We start from the raw sequence: 18,276 nt of genomic DNA on the forward strand, positions 1-18,276 counted from the left end.
ATACCATATTTCTTACGACATTCTGTAATTCCTAATTTACCGAATTCAATTTCTTTTACAATCTGAAGTTTCAAACTTAAACTGTAATCTTTCTGTGTACGCTTGACATAAAGCGTTTCTAAGTATTCTTTCATAACGATCATTTTTTTGTGTATCGCTATTTCAGGACTAGACAATATTTTTTATCCTTATATGTTGCAACAGCATAATTGTTTTAGCATCTTTTATTGCTCCTGTATCAATCATTGTAAGTGCTTCATCAAAAGAAAGTTCCAAAACTTCAATGTCTTCACCTTCTTCTTCCAATCCGCCACCATCAGTGGTTTTCATTTCCTTGGAATATTCGGCGATGAAAAAATGAAGAATTTCAGTAACAGAACCCGGTGACATATACGATTCGAAAACCTTTTCCACTTTTGATATCTTATAGCCTGTTTCTTCTTCTGTTTCTCTTTTGATGCATTCTTCGGGGTTATCGTTGTCTAATAATCCGGCGCATGCTTCAATAAGCATTCCGTCAGGGTTTCCGTTGATATAAGTGGGTAATCTAAATTGTTTTGTTAAAATAACGGTATTCAGATCTTTATTGTATAGCAAAATGGTAGCACCATTTCCTCTGTCATAGGCTTCTCTGCTTTGGGTTTGTATAGAACCGTTGCTGTTTGTTTTTTCGAAAGTGATTTTATTTAAAGTGTACCAGTTATCTGATAAAATTTCTGTTTGTAGGATCTTTACTTTATTATTCTGCATTATGAACGTCTTCTTAATTAATATTTTAAACCTTTATGATGAATAATTTTTACTTCAATTACAACTGTTGAAGGAAAGTCAGTTTTGAGTTTTTAATAAATTCTTCGGAGGTAGTCTCTTTTGTAGCTCCTTTATTGGTAAGTTCGATGATGTAAATAGGCGTTCCGGGAATTTTACTGTCATTGCATACCAGTTTGAATCTCTTGATTTTTGGATCTGTACTTAGAGAAACAAGCTCATCAGAATCATTGATTTTCATATTATTCACATCAAAAGAAGCGCGGGGGTCTTTTTGAAGTTTTAAAAATCTTTTCTGAGTTTTGTCGGTTGTTTCCTCAAGGAATTTTTCCATTTGGTAATCGGTCAGAAGCTGAGGGTAAATAAGACCTGTTTCCAACAATAACTTAGTGGTTTTATCAGATTTATCAAAATTGATTACTTTATTATCAAACTGAACCAAATTATCTTTTACCAATATTTTGCCTTCAAATTTTTTATAGTTTTTCTTTTTGTAATCATTTTTAAAACGTTCAACAATCAGTTTGTCTTTTGAAGTTGAAGTCTCTTTTTTCTGTGCAAAAGTTACCATAGATAATGATAAACAAAGGGCTAATGAAAATATATGTTTCATAAATTTTGTAATTTTTATTTTAATTTATTTCTTGTCTAGCAGATCTTCTAAAGCTACTTTTAAATCAGGAAAGTTAAACTGAAATCCTGCCTCTTGAATTTTTTTGGATGATGCTCTAGAACCTTCCAGCAAAGCGTCTGCCAATTCTCCAAATAAGAGTTTTAAAACAAAACTTGGAACATTTGGCATAAACAATGGTTTTTTGACAACCTCAGCGATTTTCTTTGTTAAGTTTTCGTTCGTTGTATGTTGTGGCGAAGTCGCATTATAAGCGCCTTCAACCTGAGAATTTTTTAAAGCAAATTCATAAATAGAGCAAATATCCTTTACATGAATCCAAGGCATATATTGCTTTCCGCTTCCAAGGGGCGAACCGATGCCTAAATTTATGGTAGGCAACATCTTTTTTAAGGCGCCTTCTTTTTCTGAAAGTACGACTGCGGTACGAATTTTTACCACCCGCTCAGCTAGTTTCTGTTCTTTAAAATCATCGGCAGACTTTTCCCAGAGAACAACAACTTCGCTTAGAAAATCGTTTCCGGTGGCATCGTCTTCGGTGTAAATCTTTTCTGTTGTTATGGTTCCGTAGTAATTAATTCCTGATGCAGAAATGAAAGATTTAAGAATGATATTCTTCTTTTTTAAAGTATTCAAAAGCAGCTTTGCAGAATCTACACGGCTTGAAATTAATTCTTTTTTTCGCTCGTCAGTCCAGCGTTTTTCAGAAATATTAGCTCCGGCTAAATGAATAATATGAGAGATGTTTTCAAAGGCCGATTCATCAATCGTTCCATTTTTTATATCCCATTCGTAATCATTATCTCGTTGTTTTTTTCGGGTTAAAAATCGAACGGCATATTCTTTTTCAAGCGTCTTCGAGAGCTCTTGGGCAACCATTCCATTGGCTCCGGTGATCAAAACAACTTCTTTCATCATAATTAAATTTAAGTTTGGTGGTTATTACGCTTGATTTTTTACAATCAAAACAAAATCATCTTCTAACAATTTATAGCCGTAATCGTAGATAAATTTATATTCGGAACCGTTTTTATAGACTTTTAAATTGGTGAAATAATCAAAATCAAAACCTAAGCCATCTAATTTAGATTTAGGTGTTTTTGTTTTACCATCGATATTGATTTCACCTAAGATCCGATAATTTTTACGAAGTTTATTGTTTACGTTTCGCATGAAATTATTAGAATCTTTATTCTGCTTATTATTATAGGCATTTCGGCAGGCGTCATTACAGAATTTTTTATCTGATCTGCCGATAATTTTTTCGCCGCATTCTAGACAATTCATAATTTTTTACTTTTTCATTCTGTGAGTATGTTTTTTTCTCAATAATTTCATAAACCTATTATGAGTAGGATAGCTTCTATTGGGGGTAAGGTTGTTAAAAAATAAGGCAACAAGCAATAATATAATACAACCCGATAAAACAGGAGAAATCACATACCAGTATCCTAATTCAGGGATTTTGCCCGTTGAGCTCACAGCAATTAAAGCAGTGGCGCCACCAGGAGGATGCAAGGTTTTTGTATACTGCATTAATATAATGGAAAATGCTACAGCTAACGGAGCCGACAACCAAATAATATCCGGAACAATTTTATAAACCGTAACACCTACAATAGCAGACAGTACATGACCACCAATTAAATTTCTAGGCTGTGCTAATGGACTTTGAATAGCACCATAAATCAAAACGCTTGATGCTCCAAAAGAGCCGATGAGGAATACATTTTCTGCCTGTAAAAGCTGATGAGACTGGATAAATGCAATAAGTCCAATTCCAAAAAAGGCTCCTAAAAACGACCAGAAATGTTCTTTATAATCAACAAGGGTTTCTTTATAGATCACATATTTTGAAACTCTGAATGTCCTCTTTATTGTCTTCTTCATTTATTCTTCTTTATTTTTTATAATTTGAATTAAATTCTTTACGAAAGCTTTGGTATAAATACCATTTTCATCATAATTGGGATCTAAAATGGTGATCTGGATTCCGAAACATTTTTCGTTGTTGAGTAAAGGTTGTAGAATTTCTTTAAGATCGCTATAATCAATTCCTTCTTCCATTCTGCTATCAACGGCCGGCATAATCTCATCTTTTAGAATATCAACATCAAAATGAATTAAAAACCCATCCAGATTTTTATGATGAATCATTTGCAGGAAATCTTCAGACGTTTTTCTAAAGCCATTTTTCCTTAGATTCTCAAGATCAAAATAATGAATCTTTGAATGTATGATCTGTTCCACATACTCTTCGTCATCCATTTCTGCATTTCCGACACAGAATATATTTTCCTCTAAGAAATAAGGTTTAAGGTGATTAATATTGGTCAGTTTTTCATGACCTAATCCTGCAACAATGGCAAGGTCCATTCCCGCAATGCCTCCACTCGGAGACAAATGGGGTGGGATATAATCAGTATGGCCATCAAGATAAAAAAGCCCGAAGCTTCCTATTTTTTTTAATGCCACTGCATTTCCAATTAAAATACTGCAGTCGCCACCGATAATGATATTGAATATGTTTTTGTCGAAATTTTTTAAGATAAGCTCAGCCTGCTTTTTAGCATACTCAATAATTTGATGAGGATTTTTAACTTGAGTTTCTTCATCAAAATCCATCGCATATGAAGGGGATTCTAATCTGAAAATATTTTTAGGATGTATTCTTTTATGAAAGTCAAATGCTCTGAGCCAGTCAGGAAGCTTTTTAACGCCGGGTTCAATTTCGTGTTGTTTTTTAATCAGTCCTAAATTGAGAGGAAACTCAAAAATATTGATGTCCCTTTTCATATTGTAATATTTACCCAAAGATACAAAATTATCCGTTTTCAAACGGCTGCAAAGACATTAATCTTGATCTAATATTCATTCTCTATATATTCTAAGCTGGCTTTTAATATTTTGTCACCTGAAAATTATTGATTAATTTAGGATTGAAACACCAATGATATGATAAAATATTTAACGCTTCCCGGCGATACTTTAGAAAAAATTTCCTCTGATCTTAAAATTGAAAATCCTAATTACATCAAAGGATTTCATCATCAATACAGTTCATTACTTGATCCGCTGGATGGAGTTTTAAAAACAGGAACCCTTCTTTGTCTTCCGTTTGGTGAAGAAATAAAAAAACTGAACCAAGAGATCATTGAAAATGGTGACAATTTATATTATCATCCTCCACAGGGTAAAATTCCGTTTGAAGTTCCTTTATTAGCCGGCACCTATATCATACATCACCAACAATTCAGAGATGATGAAAGTCTTGCAGCATATGAATTCAATATGACACTGGAATATTTAAAATATGAAGAAGAGAATCATATTTTCACAGTAGAACTATTTGATTTTAATAAAGATGGAATAGAATCAGACAGTAAAACGTGCGATTTAGCTATTGCTTGTATGAAAATAATTTATCCTTTTGAAATTAGAATCAATACAACAGGACAATTGATAGAAGTTGGTTTACATACTCATCCACTTCAGCTTAAAAATGAATTGGAAGACTCAAAAAAATACTTTATAGATCAATATGCAGCTTCTTATATAGATCAATTAAAATTAATCATAGAAGATAAGAAACAACTTCTTGAAAAGCTTAAAAATACACTCCCTATTCATTTTCTGTGTGGAACTTTTTACAACGCAATCTATGGAGACTGGACAGATTCTGAAATCTACCCTGATTATTTTCCGTGGTTAGTGAATGCTTCTCCGATTTCTCTTGAGCTCTACAACCGTATGGCACCAAAAGATGAAGATCATCATCTGTTAAAAATATTTCAAAAGGGTAATTATCTTACAAAGCAAAGCCTTAGTCCATTAGATGCTAACCCAAAAAATAAGAAAGAGCTTACTCTCAATAAAAGTTCTAAAAACTGTTTTCATGAAGCAGAATATCATTTCCACAGAACAGATTTGAGTCTTCAAAAAATCGAAGCAAAATTTAGTATTCAAATTGATAATATCACAGAACGCCAGATGTTTACCTTAGTTAAAGTATAAAAATAATTTAGTATATTTGATTTTTACACCTACAAAAAATCACAAAATATGAAAAAATCTTCCTCCCCGCATGACGGGAAACATTTCGTTATTCAAAAAGGCAAAGCCGAGTGTAACCAAGGAAATCAATATCCACAATTCAAAGTCACTTCTCAGCAAAGACATTATTTTAATGATCCTGACGGTAATCCCGATTATTTGGCTGTTACAGAAAATGATCTGCAATTTAATCCTCCCGGGCCTAGTTTCGGACAATGTAAACTCAAACCTTCATCAGGTGGAAATCTTCCCTGTGCTTTTGCCGCCGCAGGAAAATGGCAAAAGACCTATGAGAAAACCAAAGTAGATGGAAAGTGTTGTGTATCTGAAATCTCTGAACTCCTATGCAGTACGGGAGGGAAAATAACGGTAAAAGATCATGGACAGACTGCGCAACTGAATAAGCAGAATGTCAAAAATGCTGATCCACAAGAACAGCACATGATCAATCCGTTTATAGATTTTAAAAAATTTCAGGAAAGTACGGAAGAAAATAATAGCATTTGTGAATAAAAACTGAATCAACATGGCGAAACTAACCATCATAGGAGACCTAAATCCTGTAGTAGGGAAAAAGGAGATGTATACCATTTCTACGATTAATGATTATTTCCAGCAAATTATTCCTACCCAACCTTTGCTTAATCCACAAACTCCCATTCATTGGGGAATTTTTGTGCAGGAAAAAAATACATGGAGAAGAACCACCGATAATAAAGAAGGGCAAGCAGTTCCTTATACTTTCGGGCAAAAAAGCCTTCACTTCAAAGCCATTAAAATCGTTGCACAGCAAGGCAACGAAAGTGGCGAACTTATCATCCATCCTCAACAGGCTAAAGAACCTAAAATTACAAAGGTTGAATTGTTGGATGCCAATTATCTTCCGCTTCCGAAAGGAAAAAAGATAAGCTACCAAGACACCATTATTGCCAGAGCGCATTGTATAGAAATGTACAAAAGAAATGTTTCTTTTACGCTTTGGGAAGATGATGCGAAAGGAGAAGGTCATGATCCTGTCATCAATATGATGAACAAAATAAATCCTGTTCCCATCATGGGAATTGTTGATGAATACGGAGTCGCAGAAGCTGTTTTCCGATTACCGATGTATACCATGGCGGTACAGATTGCCAACGCCCGCATTGCAACAGGAGAAACAGATGAAGGATCTACCCATGAATATTATGTAACGGCAGAGTATGTTGCCAAACACATCATGAAGGCAAGTCCGAATGTGAATGTGATAAATCCGACCTACATTCCGCCAGCGCCGCCTTCAAAAATTAGTGCCAACACCCCTGAAACAAAACCAATAAAACCAAAACCTAAGGCTGATACTCCCAAATTCCCGATCACTTCCAGCGGAAAGAAACAGGCTGATCCAGATGCGAAAATTCTAAATGCTGAATTTCTCAATGAACGAGCGCAACCTATAGAAAAAGCCGAGGTTGGCGATACCGTTATTATAAAAATTACCACTCAGCATATGAAAGGTAGAAATGTAACGGTAAGAATTTGGGAGGAAGAGACAGGCTACAAAACCCACGATAAAATATATGAAAAGAAATGGGTACTTCCCGGTAATGAAAATTTCATTAAAGTTCCTATTACCAAAAAGATTTATGAGTTGGGCATCACCCCTGAGGACATGAGAAACGAAAAGTATGACTACAAATTTCAAGTTTACTTTATTGAAGTGGAACCAGATAATACCTATGTCACCTCACAGGTTATTCCCATCACCAAAAGTGCTAAAAAACTGGAAGTGGAGAATAGTCGGTCTGTTACTATTATTAGGAAGCCGAGAGAGAAGAAGAAAGATTCTACTTGTATTTGCCAAGAACAATATAAAGATTTAGTTTGGGGTGCCAAAGTAAGCTGTGAGTTTAGGAAGAAAGTATTTTTAATAAGTAAAAGAAATGGGGTTGATCCAAACAATCTCATGGCAGCTATGGCACATGAAACAGGAGGCACATTTGATCCTACATGTGGAACATTTAAAAAGCGTAAAGATGAAGCAACAGAGGGCTATGTAGGATTACTACAAATAGGAAAAGATTCAGCTAAAGATTTAAAAATAACTAGGACAGAATTACTAGCTATGAACCAAATCAAGCAATTAGATTATATTGAAAAATATCTGAATTTACCTTTAGTTAGAGGGAAACTGAATACATTAACCGATTTTTATTTAGCAGTATTATTTCCAGTTGATTGTGGTAAAGGAAATCAATCTAATCATGTCGTATTTGATAATAGTTTACCTGTTTCTTATAAAAATGGAAAGGCTATTAAAAATCTTAATTATTGGAGAAATGTAGGTTATGCTGCAAATCCCGCATTTCATAAAGAGGGGAAAAGTGAGAGTGGGAAAACTTTTGTCTGGGAAATAGCAGAAAATATAAAATTGTGGTATGATAAAGGAGAACTTAATAAAGTGAAAAATTTTTCATGCCAAAAGATTACTGAGACAAAAGCTGAAACTACAAAAATAACTAAATGGCATGATCCTGTTAGTAATCCAATATGTACTTTATATATGCAAAGTGGAGGTGGTGGAAAAGGAACTATGGGAGAACATTGGGGATTATTTGGGAAAACAAGAAATGGATAGGTCCATCAAGGATTAGATTTATTCGTAAAACCGGGAAGTGATATATATGCTTGTGTAAAAGGTATTGTTCATAAAGTAACTTGGCATAATGGATATGGTAATACAATGACTATAAAAGTTACTGATAAAGAATCATTTTATAATCATAGGAGGGAATATTCTCTTTTACATTCCGCTAGTGGTGAAATTCTCCAAGGTAACAGCTTTGACAAAACAAAAGATATATTTTTATTTTATGCACATTTAGAAGAAGCTTTATTATCAGAAGGAACACCTGTAGATGCAGGAAAAATCATAGCAAAAAGTGGGGTTTCTGGTGTTAAAAATGGAACCTGCGCTCCTCATTTACATTTTGAAATATTCACAACAGTATATGCTGTTGGTATGGGATTAAATTATAGATGTAATCCAGGGACCTATGTTTACTTTAAAGGACCTAATGAACAATCTCAAGAGGAGTTAGATTTACAAAAGCGTACCGCTAAAACAAGAATTAATAATTTTTATGGGAAAAAATAGCAATATATTAAAAGGATTTATAATATTTTTTTTAATAACATTTACAATTTCAGGTTGTAAAGAAAATAGCAAAAAAGAAAATCTTCAACAATCAATTCAATATAGAAAAGATAATGTTGTTTTTTCTGAAATAGATTTTAACAAGAAAAGTGACTATGAAGCTATATCAATAAAAAGTTTAGTTATAACATTTAGAAATAATACGTTTATATTTAAATTTATTGACGATAGAGTTTATTTACAATATCTTGTAAATAATTTATTAGTCACAGATTGGCAGCAAATTTCATATAACTTTAGCTATGATAGCTCTTATGAAGATGCTGAAAAAAGCATCAAAATTTTATACAATAAAAAGACAGATAACGGATTTTTGCTTCTTCCAGGTTATACAGAAGAATATCCGGTCTTCAATACATATAAGTTTGATAAAAAAAATATTACATATTTAGAAAATATTACTGCAGATGAATCTCATTGTTTAGGATTAGGCTCTGTAAAAAATAAAATTCAAGGAATTGAGGCGGAGGGCAATGTTATTTTCAATACAATTAATGAACAAAATAAAAATATTTGTTTATTGAAAAAAGAAAAAAAAGATGATCTTAACAATAGCGTAATTTTACTAGATATTCAAAAAATTAAGGAAAGTATTTCACCATTAAAAAAACAAATTTCAATTCCATTAGGCGAATACTTTGTTGACAATGATAAATTAGAGGATTATGGAATATCTTTAAAAATATCCAATGATTCCATTGTTTATACGGAATCTGGAAATATGGGTAAAATTTACAATCAGTACTTATTGATTGAAGATAAAGTAAATAATGGGAAAAGATATCTAAAATATTCTAAAACAATTAATGGATATACAGGTGAGGCTGATAGCAATACATATTTTGGAAACATCTATTATGAAAAGAATAAATTATTTCTTGAAAGTCAATATATGGAGAAAAAGTATGGAGAGAAAAATTTGATCCTTCAAAAATAGTCTTTATAGAAGTATTTAAAATAAGTATCAGGAATATTTATTTTAACATTATAAAAATGCTGTTGAATTTATTTTAAATATTTGGCTATCAGTATTTAAACTCATTTATTGGAATTGAAAATATTATCAATTAAATAGTTACTTGTACTTAATAGAAATAAATATGCTATGAGAAATATTTTAATATATAAATGTTCATTTTTAATCATTTTGTTTATTATTAATACAGGCTGTAAAGAGGATAAAAAAATAAAATTTTCAGGTAGCACAAATAAAATATCACAGAAAGTAATTAACGTTCAAAAAACTGATATCATTACATTTAATGATGATACGAATTATTATAAATTAGATAGTGTAAATGTTATGTCTAATAACAAATTAAATTATAAAGTAATAATTCTAGAAGATAAAGCAAAACAACATCAGGATAATGCTCAACATGACAGTCTTTTAATTGTTATTCAAAAGCAAGAAAGCAATAACTCTTATATTAATTATTTGAAAAATGAAAAGTTGATTTTTAATTTGGGAGGTAATTGTCCAGCAGATGGTTTCCAGCAAATTATTTCAAAAAACAATTATTTCACAATCGAGCAGGTTTATTGTAAGGATTTTATGTTTACTCAATCTTATACTACTTTTAAGATTAATGATGATGAAACGGTGACATTACATAGATATGGAGAAGATTATACGGATAGAAGTAATCCAGACAAGAATATTAAAGGTATTTCTTTGGCAACAAAAGATTTTGGTGAAATCAAATTTGAAAATGTAAACATTGAATTCTTAAGGAAATTATCAAATAAATAGACCTAATATCCAGCTCTCCGAAGTTTGCAAACCTAGAGTAATAGATACAAAGCTGGAGTTGCTAACTTTGTTAGGACACAATTCTTATACTCTTTATCTTTAAGAGTATGAAAAAGGTCAGAAAAAATTACAGTTTAGAGTTTAAAATCCAAGCCGTATCTTTAAGTGAGCAGCGAGGCAATGTATCCTCGGTAGCTGAAGAATTGGGGATTTGCAAAGAAAGTCTAGTCAATTGGAGAAAACTTCACAAAGAAGGTAAACTTAGCAAGGAAAAACAAATATCCTCAGATCCCATAAGGGAAGAGTTATTAAGACTTCGAAAGGAACTAGAAGAAACAAAGCTTGAACGTGATATCTTAAAAAAGGCGGTAGGCATCTTCTCCAAGAGAGACGGATTAGTGATCAATTTTAGAAATAATAAGAAAGTATTATTATATGACACAAAGTTGAAAACCTTTGAAAATTTCCATCAATATACAAGAGATGAAATTGAATCAGAAAAAGATGGGGGAATGTATGGCGAAGAAGAAAGAGATGTGGAAATTGATTCTGTAAATAATGTTCGAACAAAAGGATAAACAAGTTTTCAAGAAAAAGACTAGAAGATAATTAAATTAATTTGGTAATCTTTTTTCACTCCCTTTCCTAAGTAATTTTGTTTTCTATGGTTTTCCGTAAAATTATATCAAGAAGATCTATGTAATTTTACGGAATTTGAAAAACAGATACCTATATTTGAAGGGCGTGTTTTACTTTGTAACTATAAGACAGTCAGAAATAAACATAAATGAATAAACATCAAAAATTATTGTCTTGTTGGCATAAACTTGAACATTTTAGCCCTGCTTCCACACCAAAAGCATCAGAAAAAAATGTTGAATTACTTAGCGAAAAAGAAGTTTGGAAGATTCCTTTAAAATCAACAGATCCAAATAAAGTTCTTGAATATACAATCTATTTAGGTGTTTTTAATTCTTCAATTGTAAACAATTTTGTAATAGATTATTTTAAAAACAATGAAAGAGATGAGAATTTTAGAAATTCAAAAATCTGCTATGCATCTTTAAAATTAGACGAAAATGGCAAATATATTAATGATTCGTTCGGACTATCCTCCCTACCATGGGCTTTAAGCCAACTAGAAAATAATAAAATAGGAAATGATAATTGGGAAACAGCTTTTGACCTTATCAAAGAAAGTTTAAATGAATATATTGATTTAAACTTTAAAGAGACAATAACTAATTCAAATAATGAAATAGTAAAAATTTCTATAGTAGTAAGCAACAATCAATTATTAAAACTTCAAGATAAAGTAGATGAATTAAGTAATTGGAGTGTCAAACCACAAAGAGAAATCTATGTAAAACGGATTGAAAAATTTAAGCCAAAAAATGATAAAGAATCAACATCAACAACGGATATACTTAATAGTTTTTATATTAAAGACTTAGAGAGAATTATTTCAAATTATAACGAAAAATCATTACCAAAAGCTTTTAAGCAATATTTAGATGGTAGTGTAGGTAAAGAATCTGAAAGAATTGATATAATAAAAGACGTCCAAAAATTAAAAAGTATTTTAACACCAACTCATTATCCTGATGGGTGTTGGCCTTCTGATTATACTTTAAGTTTAATGCAGCAGTTTGCAGTAAATACCATTTTTAATAATTTATCTGAAAGTAATCAAGAGGGGCTCTTTTCTGTAAATGGACCTCCGGGGACAGGAAAAACTACTTTATTAAGAGATATTATTGCCCCAATTATTGTTAAACGTGCAAAGGAATTATCTAAAATTGAAAATCCGTCCGATGCTTTTGAAAAAGTGGGTTCTTTAAAAATCAATGGAAAAAAGTACTCACCTTTTATTTATGAACCCCTAAAAGCAATAACAAATGGTGGAATCGTAATTGCTTCTTCAAACAACGGAGCGGTTGAAAATATATCAAAAGAATTACCTTTAAAAAAAGAAGTTTCAAAACAGTATCGTTCACATATATCGTATTTTAAAGCAGTTGCTGAACAATGTATACATAATGACAATTGGGGATTAATTTCGGCTGTCTTAGGGAATAAGCAGAATAGCAGCAATTTAGTAAGTAATTTATGGTTTAATACAGATTTTAAAGATTTACAAAGTACTCTTAAAGAGGATAAAATCGTTAATAATTCGGAATGGAACGCAATAAGAATTACATTTAAAAATAAGCTTGATGAAATTTCTTTAGAAAAGAAAAGGCTAACACTTTTTGAAAAAGAATATGAAGCATTTATCAGTACAAAAGATTCATTATTTAAAGTAACAACAGCATTAGATGATACTTTAAGAAACTTTGAAAAAATGAATATCACTTTCGAAAATCAAAAAACAAAAGTTCTAAGATTAAAAGAAGGTAAAAAAGATATTCTGAACGAGCTTGCCATAATAAAAAGCAGCAAACCCGGTTTTTCTTCTTATTGGCTGAATAAAAACAAAAGAAATATATATAAAGATGCTCTGGAAACTGCATTAAATAATTACAATCAAATTTCTGAAAATTTAAATGTTGAAAGCTCAATTTTAGTAAAAATAGAATCAGATTTTAGTACTTTAAAATTCTTGAAAGGAAAACAAACTGATGAGAATTTTTCTTTAACAAAGCAACTAGATGAATTAATAATTTTAACTGACAAAGCAAGGCTCGAATTAAAAAATAATTATGCAGATGCTGATTTTTGGAAAAATATAGAATCAAAGAAATCACAAGAATCCTGTCCGTGGTATTCGGGGAAATTAAAGAAATTGCAATCCGAATTATTTATAATTTCTTTAAACCTAAATGAAATTTTTATTTTAACGGCTAATGCAACTTCTAGCAGAATATCTACCACTTTGGGCGGTTTTTTCGAATATTTAAAAGGTGATACGAAAGCTTCCAAACAAGAAATAAAAGCCATGTGGAATACTTTTTTTCTTGTAATTCCTGTGATATCTTCCTCCTTTGCTTCCATTCAAATGATGTTTAAGGATTTAAATAGAGAAGATGTTCCTTGGCTTTTTATTGATGAGGCAGGACAAGCTATTCCTCAAGCTGCGGCAGGTTCCATTTGGCGTTCAAAAAGAGTAGGTGTAGTTGGTGACCCTTTTCAAATTGAACCAGTTGTAACCATTCCAAAATCAATTACAGATAATATAAGCAGATATTTTGATTTAGATAAAAATCAAATAAATTCTGAATTATCAGTACAGTCAATGGCTGACAGAATAAATCCTTTAGGTTCGTATCTTACAATCAATAGCAAAAAAGAATGGATAGGAATGCCATTGAGAGTACATAGGCGCTGTATCAATCCTATGTTTGAAATTTCAAATCGTATTGCTTATGACAATACGATGTACAATTCTACTGTAGATACAAATAATGTTAAAGTAAAATTTCAAACTTCTTTTATACATTGTATAGGAAATGTTGTAGGTAAACATTTTGTGCAAGAGCAAGCAGATATAATTAAAGAACTTTTAAAAGAGGAAATAAATTTTAATAAAAGCCTGCCTGATGTTTTTGTGATAACGCCATTTAGCGAGATCAGTTCTTCTCTTAACTCTTTTCTGTTTAACCCTTTGCTCTACGAAATAAGAAAGTATAAAGAAGTAAGTAAAAATGAAATGAGTGAATGGTTGAAAACTCATATCGGAACTGTCCATACTTTTCAGGGAAAGCAAGCGGAAGGTGTAATTTTATGTTTGGGATTAGATGAAAAGTCAAAAGGTGCTGCTAATTGGGCTTCTCAAAAACCGAATTTATTAAATGTTGCAGTTACCAGAGCTAAATATAGATTCATTGCAATAGGAGATAAAGAAATATGGAATAAACAAGCTTACTTCAATCAATTAACAAATCTTTTATGACAAATAAGTTTCATAAAATTAAAGAGCTTTCATGAGTAAGCAAATAACAAAGCCATTTTAAGAAACCCTCAATAGTGATTAGCAAACAAGAATATTACTAACTTTGCCAAACATTTTTGAATAAAAAAGTAAGAAGCAATGGATTAATCATCCTATTCCTAAAAATATAGTAAAATGAAAAAATTAATTACAGTACTATTTTTAGCTTTCCTATGTAGTATCGCGAATGCACAGAAAACTGATCAAACTGAAAAAATTGCCCAAATAATTGCAACAACCAAAAATATAAACTCGGCAAATGCAGCTTCGGAAAAAGAATATGCTAAGGGTGCCATAAAATATATTGCCGAGGAAATAGACTGGCAGGCTCTGTATGGTTCAGAACAATGGTCGGATATTATTTCATCTTGGGTGTATTTGCATACCAGTGTTATAATGGATTTCTATTATTTTAAAAATGATTTTAAAAGCATAGACAGTAAGATAAAAGATCCTGTTCAATATGCAGATTTTGTCGGGAAACTGGCTTATTTTCTGACCCAGCAAAATAAAAAAGACTACATCAATTTTTTTGCACCTCTTGTAAGAGCTTCCGGAAAAATAAATAAATATGATGGTATTTTGGCATCTTACATCAAAGGAATGCCAGGTACTTATGCTCCGGATCTCATTATTAAAGATCAAAGTAAAACTACGGTTCTGAAAAGTAAAGAGTTGGCAACTGGAGATTATACCAAAACGTTGCTTATATTTTATGCATCCGGATGTGCACATTGTGAAATCCTTTTTCAAAAGTTGCCAAGTCATCTTGATAATATCAAAGCAAAAGGGGTAAGAATCATTTCTTTATCTGCAGATCAAGAGGAGAAGGTATTTAAAGAGAAAGCAAAAACCTTTTTATGGAAAGATGTATTCTGTGATTATGAAGGAATAAAAGGGACCAATTTCCAAAATTATGGGATCATTGGTACTCCAACGATGTTTATAGTAGGTCATGATGGAAAAATTCTTTTGAGGACATCCTCTTTGGATGAGATTTTAAAGAATATCAACTAGACTAATGAAAATGGATAAGTAATAAATTTGAATATAATTTCTAGTAAATAGGGAAGTTATAATTGAAATACAGAATTCCCAATAGCCTTCTTCTCTCAAAGGGTATTGGGAATTTTTTCATATAAAAACCTGATTTTTTATCCGATCACAAACGACTACAAACGGATTTAAATGGTTTCTAACCGACTTTGGTTTTCCGATTCAACAACCTTTGCAACAGAGATTTGAGAAAACAGTGAACGTCTCTTATCTAAAGTATTAATCCTAAAAATTGTAAAGTTATGTCACTAAGAAACAAGACCACATTGATTGGTCACACAGGAAAAGAAGTAGAAATAGTAAACTTTGATAGCGGTGCTGTAAAAGCGAGTGTGTCTTTAGCAACAAGCGACTATTATACCAATGCAAAAGGAGAGAAAGTGGAGGAGACGCAATGGCACAACTTGGTAGCGTTTGGAAAAACAGCAGAGATCTTTCAAAAATATGTACCCAAAGGAAAAGAGATTGCTGTAGAAGGAAAATTAACGTACAGATCTTATGATGACAAAGATGGTGTAAAGAGATATATTACGGAGATCAAAGTAGATGAGATCTTATTTTTAGGAAGTAAATAACGGTAAAAATACAAATGATGAAAGTAAAAATTTTTAAAATAAGATTACCCGAAGAATTTCTTTACCAAGATCAAAAAGCATTAGACAGTTTTCTTGAATCTAATGAAATTGTTAAAGTAGAAACAGCGTTTGTAAATGATGAAAATTATTGGTCTGTTGTTTTGTATTTTGAGGAACTGCGGCTCAAACAAGCTTCAAACAGTGTGAAAGAAAACAAAACTGCTAAATATTCTCTCGAAGATGATACGCTTAACTATGATGAAGAGAAAATTTTAGATGCCTTAAAATTGTGGAGATCAGAAAAAGCTAAAGAGCAAAACTTACCCACTTATTTTATTGCAACCAATAAAGAGTTAATGTCGGTGGCGAAATATAAACCCATGAAAAAAGAAGAATTGCTGGATATCAAAGGTTTCGGAAAACATAAAATTGAAAATTATGGCGAAGAAATACTGGAGATTCTTGATAGTATTTGATTTTTCCTAGCTGAATACAACATAAATGATGAAAATAATAAAGAAAAGTTGGAGATTCGATTCTTCGACTTTTCTTATAGAAAGTCTGTTGAAACTAATTTTAAATTTAACCGCAAAAGAGGCAAAAGCTGTTTTTACAATTTTTAATAGATGACTAAAAGTCCTCAAAAGAATAATATTTCGACTCCGCTCAATAGGCAAAGATTTTTAAAGGCTAATGTTTTCTTTTTTTCAGTTTAAGGATAAGCTTTATATTATATCATCTGAACGTTTTTTTCTTTTGTGGTTAAATAAAAAGTTTAAATAAGTTTAGAGTTTAAAAAGTCCTTTCAATTCCTTATTTTTGCAATACTTATCAATTATTAATCATCATTTATCAATTATAAAATGAAGCCAAGCTTAGCAAAAGGGACGAGAGATTTTACAGCAGAAGAAGTTTCAAGAAGAAAATACATCATCAATATTTTACAAAAGAACTTCGAATTATTTGGGTTCCAGCCATTGGAAACACCAAGCTTTGAAAACCTTTCGACATTGACGGGAAAATATGGAGAAGAAGGAGATCGTTTGATTTTTAAGATTTTAAATTCAGGAGATTATACCTCTAAAGTGAATCAGGAAGATTGGAATAATAAAAGTCATCAAAAACTGACATCTCAAATTTCAGATAAAGCCCTTCGTTATGACCTTACAGTACCTTTCGCAAGATTTGTTGCAATGAACCATGGGAAACTTACTTTTCCTTACAAACGTTACCAGATTCAACCGGTTTGGAGAGCAGATCGTCCTCAAAAGGGAAGATTCAGAGAGTTTTATCAGTGTGATGCAGATGTTGTAGGAAGCGAGAGCCTTTTACAGGAAGTAGATTTGGTTCAGTTGTATTTAAAATCATTTGCAGACTTAAAAGTTCCCGTAACGATCCATTTAAATAATAGAAAGATTCTTTCTGGTTTAGCGGAATACGCAGGAATTACAGATAAATTAATTGACTTCACTGTTGCCTTAGATAAGCTTGATAAAATAGGAAAAGAAGGTGTTGTTAAAGAGTTATTAGAAAGGGAGATTTCTCAGGAGTCTATCGATAAGTTAGATTTCTTATTTACTCAATCTGATGATGCGTTAGAAAATCTTCTTCAATTGAAAGAGAAATTTGCAGGAAATGAAGTAGGAACAAAAGGAGTTGAAGAATTAGAATTTGTTTTAACAAGATCTGTAAGCCTTGGTGTAGATATTCAGAATCTTGTTTTTGACATTACATTGGCTAGAGGATTAGATTATTATACCGGAGCTATTTTCGAGGTAAAAGCAGATGAGGTTCAAATGGGTTCTATCGGTGGTGGTGGAAGATATGACAATCTTACAGAAGTTTTCGGGGTGAAAAACATTCCGGGAATCGGGATTTCTTTTGGTCTGGACAGAATCTATCTTGTTGTAGAAGAACTAGGTCTTTTCCCTGCAGAAGCTACATCGAAAGTTGAATATTTGTTTGCCAATTTTGGAGGTGAAGAAACATTGGATGCTTTAAAGCTGATCATGCAACTAAGAGAAAAAGGAATCTCAGCAGAGCTATATCCTGAAAGCGCAAAAATCAATAAACAATTTACCTATGCAGAAAAGAAAGGAATTAAAAACCTTGTTTTCTTAGGTGAAGAAGAAATTAAAAACGGAACGGTTACCTTTAAAAACCTTGAAGCCGGAGAACAGAAAACGGTTTCTTTAGAAGAGTTTTTAGGATAAAAACATAAAAAGACACTATCCCATGAAGTGTGTAAGTTAAAAAGTTAGGGCTTGGATTTTATAATCTGAGCCTTTTTTCAAAAATAAGGATAAATTGGTTTAA

17 protein-coding genes and 1 pseudogene are annotated in these 18,276 nt (G+C 31.6%); 12 read left to right on the forward strand and 6 right to left on the reverse strand.

The window, feature by feature from the left end:
• Positions 1–168: 168 nt before the first annotated feature.
• From nudK to BUB80_RS22255, 6 genes are read right to left on the reverse strand one after another with little or no spacing between them, the layout of a single operon-like run.
• Positions 169–750, reverse strand: coding sequence for a GDP-mannose pyrophosphatase NudK (gene nudK, locus BUB80_RS22230; RefSeq protein ID WP_073297849.1), 582 nt, complete (start codon positions 748–750; stop codon positions 169–171).
• Between the two features lie 58 nt (positions 751–808).
• A complete protein-coding gene (locus BUB80_RS22235) occupies positions 809–1,381 on the reverse strand; it encodes a hypothetical protein (protein ID WP_139262863.1) in 573 nt (190 codons plus the stop codon).
• Between the two features lie 24 nt (positions 1,382–1,405).
• Positions 1,406–2,317: a TIGR01777 family oxidoreductase gene (locus BUB80_RS22240; RefSeq protein WP_228433932.1), complete on the reverse strand. Its 912-nt coding sequence runs from the start codon at positions 2,315–2,317 to the stop codon at positions 1,406–1,408.
• A 24-nt stretch (positions 2,318–2,341) separates the two neighbouring features.
• Positions 2,342–2,686, reverse strand: coding sequence for a hypothetical protein (locus BUB80_RS22245; RefSeq protein WP_073297854.1), 345 nt, complete (start codon positions 2,684–2,686; stop codon positions 2,342–2,344).
• Positions 2,687–2,692: 6 nt separating this feature from the next.
• The gene (locus tag BUB80_RS22250) at positions 2,693–3,289 is read right to left on the reverse strand and encodes an HPP family protein (RefSeq protein ID WP_073297856.1); all 597 of its coding nucleotides are present in this window, start codon (positions 3,287–3,289) and stop codon (positions 2,693–2,695) included.
• Positions 3,290–4,195: an arginase family protein gene (locus BUB80_RS22255; RefSeq protein WP_073297858.1), complete on the reverse strand. Its 906-nt coding sequence runs from the start codon at positions 4,193–4,195 to the stop codon at positions 3,290–3,292.
• A gap of 159 nt (positions 4,196–4,354) precedes the next feature.
• Here BUB80_RS22255 and BUB80_RS22260 point away from each other — a divergent pair, with 159 nt between their 5' ends.
• The 12 genes and pseudogenes from BUB80_RS22260 to hisS all read left to right on the forward strand — a co-directional run bounded on the left by BUB80_RS22260 (position 4,355) and on the right by hisS (position 18,173).
• Positions 4,355–5,413: a hypothetical protein gene (locus BUB80_RS22260; protein ID WP_073297860.1), complete on the forward strand. Its 1,059-nt coding sequence runs from the start codon at positions 4,355–4,357 to the stop codon at positions 5,411–5,413.
• A gap of 48 nt (positions 5,414–5,461) precedes the next feature.
• Positions 5,462–5,965: a DUF4280 domain-containing protein gene (locus BUB80_RS22265; RefSeq protein WP_073297862.1), complete on the forward strand. Its 504-nt coding sequence runs from the start codon at positions 5,462–5,464 to the stop codon at positions 5,963–5,965.
• Between the two features lie 13 nt (positions 5,966–5,978).
• The gene (locus BUB80_RS22270; protein WP_073297864.1) at positions 5,979–8,066 is read left to right on the forward strand and encodes a hypothetical protein; all 2,088 of its coding nucleotides are present in this window, start codon (positions 5,979–5,981) and stop codon (positions 8,064–8,066) included.
• 15 nt (positions 8,067–8,081) lie between these two features.
• Positions 8,082–8,585 (forward strand): annotated as a pseudogene (locus tag BUB80_RS23775) (M23 family metallopeptidase); the annotation flags it as partial.
• Positions 8,572–9,582, forward strand: a complete 1,011-nt coding sequence (locus BUB80_RS22280) for a hypothetical protein (RefSeq protein ID WP_073297868.1) — start codon at positions 8,572–8,574, stop codon at positions 9,580–9,582. The pseudogene BUB80_RS23775 and the gene BUB80_RS22280, both read left to right, overlap by 14 nt.
• A gap of 168 nt (positions 9,583–9,750) precedes the next feature.
• The gene (locus BUB80_RS22285) at positions 9,751–10,398 is read left to right on the forward strand and encodes a hypothetical protein (RefSeq protein WP_073297870.1); all 648 of its coding nucleotides are present in this window, start codon (positions 9,751–9,753) and stop codon (positions 10,396–10,398) included.
• A 107-nt stretch (positions 10,399–10,505) separates the two neighbouring features.
• On the forward strand, positions 10,506–10,976 hold the full coding sequence (locus BUB80_RS22290; protein ID WP_073297871.1) for a transposase: 471 nt from the start codon (positions 10,506–10,508) through the stop codon (positions 10,974–10,976).
• Positions 10,977–11,185: 209 nt separating this feature from the next.
• A complete protein-coding gene (locus BUB80_RS22295; protein ID WP_073297873.1) occupies positions 11,186–14,290 on the forward strand; it encodes a DEAD/DEAH box helicase in 3,105 nt (1,034 codons plus the stop codon).
• A 174-nt stretch (positions 14,291–14,464) separates the two neighbouring features.
• On the forward strand, positions 14,465–15,346 hold the full coding sequence (locus tag BUB80_RS22300; protein WP_073297875.1) for a peroxiredoxin family protein: 882 nt from the start codon (positions 14,465–14,467) through the stop codon (positions 15,344–15,346).
• 281 nt (positions 15,347–15,627) lie between these two features.
• The gene (locus tag BUB80_RS22305; RefSeq protein ID WP_073297876.1) at positions 15,628–15,960 is read left to right on the forward strand and encodes a single-stranded DNA-binding protein; all 333 of its coding nucleotides are present in this window, start codon (positions 15,628–15,630) and stop codon (positions 15,958–15,960) included.
• Positions 15,961–15,977: 17 nt separating this feature from the next.
• A complete protein-coding gene (locus BUB80_RS22310) occupies positions 15,978–16,436 on the forward strand; it encodes an HRDC domain-containing protein (RefSeq protein WP_073297877.1) in 459 nt (152 codons plus the stop codon).
• A 387-nt stretch (positions 16,437–16,823) separates the two neighbouring features.
• Positions 16,824–18,173 (forward strand): histidine--tRNA ligase, encoded by a 1,350-nt coding sequence (gene hisS, locus BUB80_RS22315; protein ID WP_073297879.1) that lies wholly within the window; start codon positions 16,824–16,826, stop codon positions 18,171–18,173.
• The last annotated feature ends 103 nt before the right edge of the window (positions 18,174–18,276 follow it).

The sequence above is a fragment of the Chryseobacterium polytrichastri genome, from assembly GCF_900142445.1.
Lineage (GTDB): Bacteria > Bacteroidota > Bacteroidia > Flavobacteriales > Weeksellaceae > Chryseobacterium > Chryseobacterium polytrichastri.